The organism is Acinetobacter calcoaceticus (genome assembly GCF_016508255.1).
Taxonomy (GTDB): domain Bacteria; phylum Pseudomonadota; class Gammaproteobacteria; order Pseudomonadales; family Moraxellaceae; genus Acinetobacter; species Acinetobacter calcoaceticus_E.
On sequence record NZ_JADVKT010000002.1, the window covers coordinates 405,620 to 417,625 of the forward strand.

Consider the following 12,006-nt stretch of genomic DNA (forward strand, 5'->3'; position numbering starts at 1 on the left):
GCCGAAGGCTAATCCAGAAATCGAATTTAAAATAATAAGACTCCGCCGTGATAATTACTTTGACTTGTTACTTCTATATTTAACTTTTGAGCTAAAGTAGCTTCAGTAAATAATCCATAAAAAAGACCACTCGAAAGCAGTCTTTTTTCAAAAATAGAATTAACTCGTACGCCTATTACGCGTAAGTTGATGTAACACTGAAACCAATAAATCAATTTCTTCGGTCGTATTATAAAAAGCCAAAGATGGACGTACAGTTTGTTCTACACCAAAACGACGTAAAATTGGCTGTGCACAGTGGTGACCAGAACGTACAGCAATACCATGTTGATTTAAAGCTTTACCGACTTGTTCAGTTGAATAGCCTTGTAAAATAAAGGACATGACACTGGCTTTGTTATGTGCCGTTCCAATTAAACGTAAACCCGACACACTGCTCAGCGCATTTTGACCATATTCGAGTAGATCATGTTCATAGCGAGCAATGTTATGAATACCTAGACTTTCGACATATTCAAGTGCAGCACCTAAACCAACAGCATCGGCAATGTTTCCAGTTCCAGCTTCAAACTTGTTTGGTGCAGGTTGGTAAACTACTTGTTCGAAGGTAACATCCTGAATCATGTTACCGCCGCCTTCCCAAACGGGCATGCTTTCTAGCAACTCTGGTTTTGCATAGACCGCGCCAATACCCGTTGGACCAAACACTTTATGTCCAGAAAACACAAAAAAGTCTGCATCGAGAGCTTGTACATCGGTAGGGATGTGCGAAACAGATTGAGCACCATCAACTAAAACACGTACACCTTTGGCATGTGCAATTTTAATGACTTCAGCAACAGGTGTGACTGTACCTAAAGCATTCGAAACTTGAGTAATCGACAGCAGTTTAGTGCGCTCATTAATTAGTTTTGGCAACTCTTCTAAAATAATCTGACCCGTATCATCCACAGGAATGACTCTTAATTTTGCACCAGTTTTTTTAGTGAGTTGATACCAAGGCACAATATTGGCATGGTGTTCTAAGTGAGAAACAATAATTTCGTCACCCTCGCCAATATTTTGCTCACCCCATGTTTTTGCAATGAGGTTAATCCCTTCAGTTGTTCCTCGGACAAAGATAATTTCTTTGGAAGAGGGTGCACCAATGAATCGGGCAACTACATTTCTTGCATGCTCATAGGCATCAGTTGCACGAGCCGCTAACTCATGTGCAGCACGGTGAATATTTGAGTTTTCATGCTGGTAAAAATAAGCAATCCGGTCAATCACGCGCTGCGGTTTTTGTGTGGTCGCAGCATTATCCAACCAGACCAGAGGTCGGCCATTGACGCGTTCCTGTAAAATGGGAAAATCGCGACGTATGGCATGCACATCAAGTGGTTGAGCACTACTTGCTACAAAAGTGGGTTGTGATGGTTGATAGTGACTATAACTTTGTCCACTTTGAGGCAAATCTAAAAAATAAAATCCAGAGCCTGCCGAACTTTGGGTAGGTGTGTTCGTTGCAAAACGATCTTCCGTCAGCAACGATTTTAGCTGGTCACCATGTGGTAACTGAAAAGACTGCGCAACCGAATAATTATCTTCAACACCTTTAACAGATGGCTCTGCTGCATTTGGGGCAGAAAAATCATTTAAAAAATAATAAGGTGATTCACCAGCACCAGTGGGTAAGTTTGGTTCAATGCGTGGCACATTTGGTTCACTATGAGCAGCTTGTGGCAAATGTGGTTCAAATGGTGGGCGTGGCAAATTAGCTCCACCAACCACAGGTGCTGAGGCTACAATTCGTCGTTCAGGATAGTCTGGCAAATTTGGAATATGTTCAGGATATTCCGGATTGAGACTTTTCTGAAAGGCGATATTGGGCGCACGACCACTGAGTGCAGAAAATGATTCACCCGGTTGTGGTGGGTGCGGTGGCGCTCCGACAGGTAAGTCCAAGTTAAGGCCCGATGGAGAAGTCGAACTGCTTGAGCTGGGTAATGCTGAAAAAAACTCATTGGCAAGTCGAGCAATGGTGGACTCATTGGGTAAGTTGGCTGGTGGGTGAGCACCAGTCACTTCCGGCCCTGTTGGACTACCTTGCAGATTATTTGTAGTTAACTGGGTAGTCATGATATTTGTCCACCTCCACATCATCTAGCACTGCTAATGCATCATCAGTGAGTACTGCAAGTGAGCAATATAATGAGATCAGATATGACGCAATCGCGTTACGGTTAATTCCCATAAAACGTACTGAAAGCCCAGGTGACTGTTCACCAGCAAGACCCGGTTGGAACAATCCAACAATCCCTTGACGCTTTTCACCAACACGAAGCAGCAAAATTTTAGTTTTGCCGTCTTCTACAGGAATTTTATTGGATGGAATAAGTGGAATCCCGCGCCATGTAATAAATTGCGAACCAAATAAACTAACCGTTGGTGGTGGTACACCACGACGTGTACATTCACGGCCAAATGCTGCAATCGCATCAGGATGTGCTAAGAAAAATCCCGGTTCTTTCCAAACTTTACGCAGCAAATCGTCAAAATCATCTGGAGTAGGCGGGCCATTTAAGGTCGAGATACGTTGGTCATCAGTCACACTCGCCAACAAACCATATTCAGGGTTATTAATGAGTTCACTTTCTTGGCGTTCTTTAATCGTTTCAATGGTTAAACGAAGTTGTTCTTTAATTTGGTCGTGTGGGCTGCTGTAAAGGTCAGCAACACGTGTATGCACATCTAAAACGGTAGATACGCCATTTAAAAAGTATTCACGTGGCTCTGGGTCATAATCAACAAAAGTTTGAGGTAATGTTGCTTCATCACGTTGTGTGCAGGCTACTTGAATATCATCGGTATTATTGACACGGTTTAGGCGATAAATACCTGCTTCAACAGGCAACCATTGAAGTAAGTGAGTCAGCCATCGGGGAGTAATTGTAGAAAGTTGAGGAGCTGTCTTGGTTGCATTGGCCAGTTGGCGTGCTGCGTGGTCCCCAAGTGCAAGCTGGGCTTTTTCAGTATTTTTCGCCATGAATCATTTTTCCTTATTACATTGGCTTTTGAAAATAAAAATTCTAGAATTTATATAAACTAGAATTAGTTCTGGTTTTAAAAATAAAATAACGATCTAAATTTTTTAAATAGAGAGCTTATTAATCATTAATCTATCTTTTGAATAAAAATATATTTAGATTAGAAATAAGCATTAAATTAACTTGTTAAATTCTTACTATTTATTTTTTCTCCTTATCTATTTATTTCACATCTATAGTTTTTAACCAGCAATATGATTTTTTTGATAAGACTCATTGGGAGACTGTAATATCTGGCTACCTGCGGAAACACTATGTGTTAACCAGACATTCCCCCCAATAATTGAGCCACGCCCAATCGTAATACGACCTAAAATGGTGGCACCTGCATAGATCACGACGTCATCTTCAACAATTGGATGGCGCGTATAATCTTTTTTTAAGGCACCATCTTCATGAGTTTCAAAACGTTTTGCCCCAAGTGTTACGGCTTGATAAATGCGGACACGCTCACCAATAACGCTGGTTTCCCCAATCACTACACCAGTACCATGGTCAATAAAAAAACCTTTTCCAATATGAGCGCCGGGGTGAATATCAATACCCGTTGCAGAATGCGCCAACTCGGAAATAATGCGAGACAATAAAGGCACTTGGGCATAGAGCTGATGCGCAATTCGATGATGAATAATCGCAAATATGCCCGGATAGCAAAGTAGTACCTCGTCTACACTATGTGCTGCCGGATCTCCTTCATAGGCTGCATGTACGTCTGCATCTAAAAGACGCCGTATAGAGGGCAAAGTGTTGGCAAAATCCTGCACAATATTTTGAGCAATTTCTTGTGACTGCTGCGCTTTGTTTAAATGATCGGCGTGGCGTTTTGCTTCATAATTTAAAGCGAGCTGTACCTGCGTATGTAACGCGGTAAGTACCCGATTTAAAGTGTAGGCAATATAAGAATCTTCAGTTTCTTGGCGTAAGTCAGCAGGGCCTAAACGCATTGGAAATAAAATACCGCATAGGTCATCCAAAATAGCTTTTAGAGATTCTTTAGAAGGAAGCTCGCGCCCACCAAACTCTTTGATTCTGTGTTGCTGCTGACGCCAGTCATGCCGTGCTTGTTGTAAACCCTGTACAACAGCATTAATGTTCCATTGAGTCACAAGCTTTCCTTGATTCACTGAAAATTGATTAAAGTATTAGTCTTGTTGCCAAGGAAGTTGATGGATGCGCCAGCCATTTTTCTGATTACGCTGTTGCTGATCATTTAGATCGCCTTCGAAGCCTTCAAGAACGTTATAAATGTGCTCAAAACCAGCATTAAATGCGGCCTCGGCAGCTTGTGCTGAACGGTTGCCACTACGGCATAACAAAAGAATGGTTTTATCTTTGCCGACCTTTGATTCGAGTTCTTTTAAAAAGCGTGGATTGCGGTTAAATGACGTGCCTGTTGCCCATGCAACATGAACACTTTCAGAAACATATCCTACAAATTTACGTTCTTCATTGGTGCGTACATCAACTAAAACAGCTTGTCCTTGTTCTACGAGCTGCCATGCCTCAGTAGGAGATAAACTGCCACTAAAATTCAGTTCGTGGTCTTGTGCATATTGCTGAGCTTTACTCAGAATTTCTTCAGTTGAAAAGGATGTATTTGAACCATTTGAGATAAAGCTTTGAGGAGCTTCTGTATTTAATTTAGCATTCATTGAATATATCCTTATCTTCGATTCAGATTGTTAATAATCAATTTACGCTGAATCGAATATAAGAAAAAATAAGGAATATCTATTTATATATATTTTTTTGATAAATAAGGAGGGTAAATATTTTTTATAAAATAGTATTAATTAATCTTATAAAGCCCTTGAAATAAAATGGATTGAATAAATTAATATTAAGTAAAAAACCGTATAGATTAAAATAATCCACACGGTTTTAAAATTTAAGCAAATCCACCATTTACCCGAATCACTTGAGAGTTTACCCAGCCTCCATCTGGACCAGCTAGCATGGCAACTACACTGGCAATTTCTTCAGGTGTTCCAATTCTTTCCAATGGGGCAAGTTTTGCAATAGCCGAAACCTGCTCGTCAGTTTTTCCATTGTAAAAAAGGTTAGTACCTGTTGGACCGGGCGCAACTGCATTTACAGTGATATTGCGTCCGCGTAACTCATTTGCTAACACATGTACCAAGCCTTCTACACCTACTTTTGAAGCAATGTAGGGGCCATATGCCGGAAAAGATTTAGCAATCACACTGGTTGAAAGCGTAATAATTCGGCCACCATCTGGCACTGTTTCGGCCGCATGAGCCAATATTAAAAATGCGCCCCGTAAATTGGTATGAATTACTTTATCGAAATCAGGCAGAGCTTCAGGTGTAATTTTTGCCATTGGCATAATGCCTGCGCTATGAACTACGACATCTAATTGACCATTAATCGCTTTTGCTTCTTGAAATAAACGACTGACATCATGTTCATTTGCGACATCTGCTTGAATGGCAGAGGCTTGACCACCTTGCTCAATAATGTGATCTACAGCTGCTTGGGCATGAGTTGCATTGCCAGCATAATTAATCACCACATAAAAACCATCTTGAGCTAGACGTTCGGCAATAGCACGTCCAATCCCGCGAGATGCACCAGTGACAAGAGCTGTTTTTTTTGAAATATTCATTTTTAGGTCGCCTGTTCGAGTAAGTATGGTTTATTTTAATAATGTAGAAATATGGGATAAAGTCTCATAATTGGATAAGATAATTCCATATGCATTAATAATATGGCGGGCTAGAAAGAGAGCATCATGGATAAATTTGATACCTTACAACTTTTTACCCGAATCGTAGAGCTGGGTAGTTTTAGTCAGGCAGCAGACCAACTGAATATTCCACGTGCCACAGCCAGTAATGCCATTAAAGAGTTAGAGAATAATTTACAGTGCCGTTTACTGGAACGGACTACGCGACATGTCAGGCCATCACTCGATGGGCAGGCATTTTATGAGCGTTGTACACAAATATTATCGGAACTGGATGATGCTGAATCTTCACTGCGCAATGTCGTTGCACAGCCACGAGGCTTATTACGTGTCGATTTATCGGGTGCGCATGCGACTAAAATTGTTTTACCGCATATTGATCAATTTCATCAGCAGTACCCCGACATTGAACTAGTCATTAGTACAGGAGATCGCTTGGTTGACCTTATTAGGGAAGGGATAGACTGTGTGGTACGAGCTGGACGTTTGGATGATTCATCTTTAATTGCTCGACATTTGGCCGATATGCCGCAAGTCATTTGTGCGAGTCCTGACTATTTACATACATATGGAACGCCTCAGCAGCCAGAAGAGTTGTTATCCCATTATTGTGTTAATTTTTTCTCGACAACAGGTGGGCGTAATTACCCATTTGAACTGATGGTGAATGGCAAAAAACAAGATTATTTTTTGAAAAGCTGGATAGCGGTAAATGATGCCGAAAACTATGTATTATGTGCTTTACGTGGTGCAGGTTTAATTCAGGTACCGCGTTACCATGTGGCCGCTGAGTTAAAAGATGGGCAACTGGTCGAGGTTTTGTCTGAGTGGAAAAGCCCGAATATGTCGGTTTCTGCATTGTACCCGCAACATCGGCAGCTATCACCACGCGTGCGAGCTTTTGTGGCTTGGTTGAATGAGCTATATACAGGCTATTTTCAAGTGAACAATAGCGTAAATGGATAGGCTGAATTTTGCTGGCACATATAAAATTTTGGTGAATATGTGATTGAACTACCCAATGCAAATGATTGGATTGTCAGGGACTCTGACCCAAATAGTCTGGAAAGAATAGAAGCATTTTTTACCGATCATGCTTACGAGTCGCATCGCCATGATACTTTTGCAATTGGACGAACATTAACTGGTGTTCAAAGTTTTCATTATCGTGGAGAAATGAAACATAGCTTGCCGGGCATGACTATGGTTATACATCCTGATGAAAAACATGATGGAGAGTCAGGTACGCGTGAAGGTTTTAGATACCGGATGGTGTACGTAAAACCTGCGATATTACAGGAAATTATGAAGGGTAAACCTTTACCATTTTTTGATAATGGGTTGAGTCAAGATATTCGACTATTTAAGGCAACTGATGTTTTATTACAAGGGATGGATCAACATATCGACCCTTTAGAGAACCAAGATGCTCTTTATGATTTGGCAACCACACTTTATGAAATTTCTGACAAAAATGTGCGAGCTTCCCATTCGTATGACTATGTGGCTGCGGAGCGCGCCAGAGAATTTATACATGCCTCTTTATATGAAAATATTTCTTTAGATGATATTGAAAAAAATGTTGGACGAGACCGTTGGAATCTTTCTAGGGACTTCCGGCTATTATTTGGTACAAGTCCACATCGATATATGACTATGCGTAGGCTGGAAGTTGTGAAGTCCTGTCTAATGTATGGAGAGTCCTTAACTCAAGCTTCATTAATTGCCGGATTTTTTGATCAAAGCCACATGACACGTCATTTTCTAAAAGCGTTCGGTTTAACTCCAGCCAGATGGCGAATGATCAATAAGCTATCTTCCTAAACAAGCTATTCAAAAGTCAGCCTGTTTTTAGACTGACCTCAACTTTGTTCTACATTAGATTTATGCCTTTTAAGAAATCATAAAGCATAAATATGCCGGAAACGATCAGCATTGTTCCCATGGCTTTGTTTATACGATTAAACCAAATTTTATTTTTGATTTTTTTTCCTAATACTGCACCTGCCCATGAGTAAAGGCAGGGCGCGCCTGCTGCACCAATCGAAATGAGCAATGACACTAAAAAGATTTGAATGCCAGTAATGTGTGCTGTCGGGTACATAATCGTGGTTACAGGCAAAATGACTAAAATCCCTTTTGGATTTAAAGCTTGTATCCAAAAACCATTCCAGAAAGACAAAGTCTGGACTTCAGTGGTTTCATCACTAATATCGATATCTGACTTTAACATTTGATATGAAAGATAAAACGTATAAAGTGCACCGAACAAAGCAATATAGTGCAAGGCATTTTGTGGAATGATCGCTGCGCCGATATATCCAAAAATCATGAATAACATCAACATGGCACAGCCTACACCCATGAAAAAATAAATCGTTTTTTTGAATTGTCCGGTAAGTCCCGCATTTAAGCCCATAAAATTTACTGGACCGGGGCTATACATCACACTCAAGGTATAAAGAAAGATTTCCATAACGTATCTACTGAATCAAAACAACCTCAGCATAATGAGCAATCAATTTAGGATCTTGTACGTTTGTGATAAGTCTTAAGTCTGCACAAACGTACAAGACGAGAAAAATCTGAATTCGTCATGATGAGTGACTTAAAGCTAATGATTCAGGACAAAATTGAATGTTTGACACAAAAATCGCGTTGGTTGTTCGTAATGATCTTGCGACTTGGCAAAGGCTAAATGTTGTGGCTTTTTTGGCAACAGGGGTTGCCTCGGCTGTTCCAGAAATGTTGGGTAAACCTTATATCGATGCGAATGGGTATGAATATGGCAATATGCTAGGGCAGCCGATGTTGGTATTTGAAGGGGATTTATTAGGACTGCAAAAAGCGCATCGTAAGGCAATTGAGCAAGATTTAACGATTATTCCCTATGTACATGCCATGTTTTCTACAGGTAATGATGAGGATAATCGAGCTGTTTTTTTAGCTGAAGATGCGAATCAATTAAATTTGGTCGGAGTAGCGTTAAGAGGACCTAAAAAAGCAGTTGATAAAGCAATGAAGGGACTTTCATTACATCAATAAGTTAAATATTTTTTGATATTGAATAGGAATAAAACCCACGATTTGAGCAAAAGTGGGTTTTATTTTAACAATGACGATTAAACTTTATCTTGAGTCTTGGTTTCAAAATCACTTGCATCATGACGTTCATGCAATTGGGTAGCTAAATCGCCAAAAGTACGATTGACCATACGTCCGCGTTGAACCGCAGGGCGCGCTAAAATCGCATCTGCCCAACGCTTAACATTTTTATATTGATCAACACCTAAAAACTCTGCGCCGTTATATACCCAGTTTTCAACAACGCCACCATACCAAGGGAAAGCAGCAATATCGGCAATGGTGTATTCAGACCCTGCTAAATATTCATTTTTTGCTAGATGCTGATCTAAGACATCAAGCAATCGTTTTGTTTCCATAGCAAAACGGTTAATTGCATATTCAATTTTAACGGGTGCGTAGGCATAAAAATGTCCAAAACCACCACCTAAATATGGTGCGCTACCCATTTGCCAGAATAACCAATTAAGACATTCAGTGCGTGCGGCAATATTGGTAGGAATGAACGCTTTAAACTTTTCAGCCAAGTAAAGCAAAATTGAACCAGACTCGAAAACTCTTAATGGTGGATTTTGACTATGATCAACCAATGCTGGAATTTTAGAGTTTGGATTAACTTCTACAAAACCACTGCCAAATTGTTGTCCTTCACCAATTTTGATCAGCCACGCATCATATTCAGCATCTTGATGCCCTAATGCCAAAAGCTCTTCAAGCAAAATAGTGACTTTTTGACCATTCGGCGTGGCTAAAGAGTAGAGCTGTAGCGGATGTTTTCCGACAGGAAGGGTATGTTCGTAGCGAGCGCCTGAGGTCGGCTGGTTTAAATCGGTTTTTTCTCCAGTCCATTGCCAAACTTGTGGAGGAATATAGTTTGAATCACTCATTTTTTATCTCATGTTTGGTTGAAATATAAGGGCTTAGTTATGTCGCAAAGCAAGCCATTTTTGTACGGTCGGGCGTTGCCATTGTTGCAGTGCATAATTTTTTAATCGCTGTGGTACAGCATCACCATTTTGAATGAGGCGCTGCAACATCAGTGCAAGTTCAGCATCCACAATGCTCCATGAACCAAATAGAAATTCGGCGTTAGGCGCTAGAAGTTTTTCTGCAACAAAGAAAAGTTTCTCGGCTGCTTTTTGACCTTGTTCAGAAAGTGGAATAGATTTGGGCTGAATAAAAATGACATCGGTTGGACGCTCAGTTCTTAAAGCGATCAAGTCTGATCTGAGCCATGCTTGAATTTGTCGTGCTCTTGCACGTGCCTGAATATCTTTTGGATAAATTGTTGTATCTGGGTAGAGATCTTCAAGATATTCCAAAATAGCAGATGATTCTGATAAGGCAAAATCATCATGTTCAAGCACAGGCACTTTGGCTGTTAATGACTTTTCTACGTAAGATTTTTCAAACTGGCCTTGCTGGCCTAAGTTGATAGGTGCTATTTCAAATGGAATTTGTTTTTCATGTAGCCCTACAAAAACTGTAAAAGCATAGGGGCTTAAAAATTGTGAATCTGTGTATAGCTTAAAATGTTCATTATTCATTGTTATTGTCCATGTCGTAAAACAGATGCGATCTAGTCTAAGTGAGCTAAGCCAAGATTGGGTAGCTTTTTTGTGGAAAAGCTTTATTGGTTTTGAATCATACTATTTCAGTATTTAAGATTAGGGCTTAATGTGCTGAAAATGTTGGTGCACAATGCTGAGCCAAGCTTGTACCGCTGGTGAGACAGGAAGATTCTTTTTCCAAGCCATGACTAAGTGCCATTGAATATTTGGTTTTTCAAGCGGCACTGCTGCAAATAAAGTAGGGTCAAGCATGTCAGTATAATATTGAGGCAAAAGCGCAATACCCATGCGCTGTAGCACCATGTCTGCCAAGAGGTGCCATTGACTGGTACGACACGCAATGGTTGGATAAAAACCATGCTGTTTACATGCATCGAGAATAATACTGTTTAAAGAGAAATTTTCAGGAAACATTAAAAACGATTGGTGTTGTAGCTCTTCTAGATTTATTTTTTTACGGGCTGCCCAAGTTGCATCTCGACGTAAAAGGACCATTAAAGGGTAATTACATAACTCAATACTATTAAAAATTTGCGTATCAAAAGGCTGCAATAAAACGCCAACATCTAGCTCATTATTGAGTAAAGCTTGTTCAATACCGCGTGAACCGACTTCCATAAAAGCCAATTCAATATCTGGCCACTGTTGGTGATAATCAAACAGGGCAGTCGTTAGAAGCTGGGAGCCTAAAGGGGGAACGCCAAGTTTTAAAGTTCCTGTTTTTAATTGTTGATAGTTTTCAATTTCAAGAAAGATATTTTGCTCTGCCTGAAGAAGCTCAATCGCATGCTGATAAATACGCTCTCCAATTTCAGTTAGTTCAATTTGTCTTTTACGGCCGTGATCAGGTTTAACCAACAGCTGTACCTGAAGCTGCTCTTCAAGTTGTTGTACTATTTTACTAATGGTGGGTTGGGTCAGATACAGCTCTTCAGCGGTACGAGTAAAGCTTTTAGTTCTAACTAGTGTAACGAAGCACTGTAAGGATTTTAGAGAAAGCATAATAAAGAATAGATTATTCCATTTTGGAATAATATTAACATGAATAATTCATATTCAGCATCTTTAACCCAGATAACATAATGGTGTAGTTAACCATTTAATCTTAAAACATGAGTACTGAATCTGCTTCTGGAACACCCGCACAATCTTCGCTTTTAGAGTTAGTTAAACAAATTTTGATCTTGGCCGGATTTTGGTGGGTCGGATATCTCTTGCATCAAAAACTTGGTGTGCCTGTGTCGGCAGGCATTTTAGGTATGTTTTTATTGCTTTTATGCCTGTTCTTTAAAGTGATCAAAATGGATCAGGTAGCAATGGGAGCAACCGTAGTTTTAGGTGAGTTATTACTGTTTTTTGTGCCTGTTGTAGTCGCCGTAGTCCAATATAAAACTTTATTTATGACCGAAGGGTGGCAAATTGTTTTGAGCATTGCAGTAGGGACCATTTCAGTCATGCTCAGTACGTGTTTGACCATCCACTATTACAATCGTTTGAAGACTTATTTACAGGCCCGAAAACGTCTTCAACATAAGCATATCTAAAGAGCAAAACA

General features: G+C 40.1%; 13 protein-coding genes. 4 read left to right on the plus strand and 9 right to left on the minus strand.

Annotated elements, in window-relative coordinates; translation table 11 throughout:
- Positions 1 to 159: 159 nt before the first annotated feature.
- The 5 genes from I5515_RS05840 to I5515_RS05860 all read right to left on the minus strand — a co-directional run bounded on the left by I5515_RS05840 (position 160) and on the right by I5515_RS05860 (position 5,715).
- Positions 160 to 2,121 (minus strand): family 2A encapsulin nanocompartment cargo protein cysteine desulfurase, encoded by a 1,962-nt coding sequence (locus tag I5515_RS05840; RefSeq protein ID WP_199965196.1) that lies wholly within the window; start codon positions 2,119 to 2,121, stop codon positions 160 to 162.
- On the minus strand, positions 2,096 to 3,028 hold the full coding sequence (locus I5515_RS05845; RefSeq protein WP_199965197.1) for a family 2A encapsulin nanocompartment shell protein: 933 nt from the start codon (positions 3,026 to 3,028) through the stop codon (positions 2,096 to 2,098). The genes I5515_RS05840 and I5515_RS05845 overlap by 26 nt, the downstream gene beginning before the upstream one ends.
- A gap of 243 nt (positions 3,029 to 3,271) precedes the next feature.
- Positions 3,272 to 4,213 (minus strand): serine O-acetyltransferase EpsC, encoded by a 942-nt coding sequence (epsC, locus tag I5515_RS05850; RefSeq protein ID WP_199965198.1) that lies wholly within the window; start codon positions 4,211 to 4,213, stop codon positions 3,272 to 3,274.
- A gap of 18 nt (positions 4,214 to 4,231) precedes the next feature.
- On the minus strand, positions 4,232 to 4,741 hold the full coding sequence (locus I5515_RS05855; protein ID WP_199965199.1) for a rhodanese-like domain-containing protein: 510 nt from the start codon (positions 4,739 to 4,741) through the stop codon (positions 4,232 to 4,234).
- 236 nt (positions 4,742 to 4,977) lie between these two features.
- Positions 4,978 to 5,715, minus strand: coding sequence for an SDR family oxidoreductase (locus I5515_RS05860; protein ID WP_199965200.1), 738 nt, complete (start codon positions 5,713 to 5,715; stop codon positions 4,978 to 4,980).
- A gap of 126 nt (positions 5,716 to 5,841) precedes the next feature.
- On the opposite strand from I5515_RS05860, the gene I5515_RS05865 reads away from it, so the two are divergent.
- Positions 5,842 to 6,762, plus strand: coding sequence for a LysR family transcriptional regulator (locus I5515_RS05865; RefSeq protein WP_199965201.1), 921 nt, complete (start codon positions 5,842 to 5,844; stop codon positions 6,760 to 6,762).
- Positions 6,763 to 6,801: 39 nt separating this feature from the next.
- Positions 6,802 to 7,620, plus strand: coding sequence for an AraC family transcriptional regulator (locus I5515_RS05870; RefSeq protein WP_199965202.1), 819 nt, complete (start codon positions 6,802 to 6,804; stop codon positions 7,618 to 7,620).
- A gap of 49 nt (positions 7,621 to 7,669) precedes the next feature.
- Here I5515_RS05870 and I5515_RS05875 read toward each other — a convergent pair whose 3' ends face one another.
- Positions 7,670 to 8,272 (minus strand): LysE family translocator, encoded by a 603-nt coding sequence (locus I5515_RS05875; protein ID WP_199965203.1) that lies wholly within the window; start codon positions 8,270 to 8,272, stop codon positions 7,670 to 7,672.
- A gap of 161 nt (positions 8,273 to 8,433) precedes the next feature.
- Between I5515_RS05875 and I5515_RS05880 the strand changes: the two genes are divergently transcribed.
- Positions 8,434 to 8,841: a DUF2000 domain-containing protein gene (locus I5515_RS05880; protein ID WP_199965204.1), complete on the plus strand. Its 408-nt coding sequence runs from the start codon at positions 8,434 to 8,436 to the stop codon at positions 8,839 to 8,841.
- A gap of 77 nt (positions 8,842 to 8,918) precedes the next feature.
- Here the strand turns inward: I5515_RS05880 and yghU are convergent, their stop codons facing one another.
- The 3 genes from yghU to I5515_RS05895 all read right to left on the minus strand — a co-directional run bounded on the left by yghU (position 8,919) and on the right by I5515_RS05895 (position 11,453).
- Positions 8,919 to 9,767 (minus strand): glutathione-dependent disulfide-bond oxidoreductase, encoded by an 849-nt coding sequence (yghU, locus tag I5515_RS05885; RefSeq protein WP_199965205.1) that lies wholly within the window; start codon positions 9,765 to 9,767, stop codon positions 8,919 to 8,921.
- Positions 9,768 to 9,800: 33 nt separating this feature from the next.
- Positions 9,801 to 10,427, minus strand: coding sequence for a glutathione transferase (gene yfcF, locus I5515_RS05890; RefSeq protein ID WP_199965206.1), 627 nt, complete (start codon positions 10,425 to 10,427; stop codon positions 9,801 to 9,803).
- Between the two features lie 120 nt (positions 10,428 to 10,547).
- The gene (locus I5515_RS05895; protein ID WP_199965207.1) at positions 10,548 to 11,453 is read right to left on the minus strand and encodes a LysR family transcriptional regulator; all 906 of its coding nucleotides are present in this window, start codon (positions 11,451 to 11,453) and stop codon (positions 10,548 to 10,550) included.
- A gap of 110 nt (positions 11,454 to 11,563) precedes the next feature.
- Between I5515_RS05895 and I5515_RS05900 the strand changes: the two genes are divergently transcribed.
- Positions 11,564 to 11,995 carry a CidA/LrgA family protein gene (locus tag I5515_RS05900; protein ID WP_199965208.1) on the plus strand — a complete coding sequence of 144 codons (432 nt, stop codon included), beginning with the start codon at positions 11,564 to 11,566 and terminating at the stop codon, positions 11,993 to 11,995.
- Positions 11,996 to 12,006 lie beyond the last annotated feature (11 nt).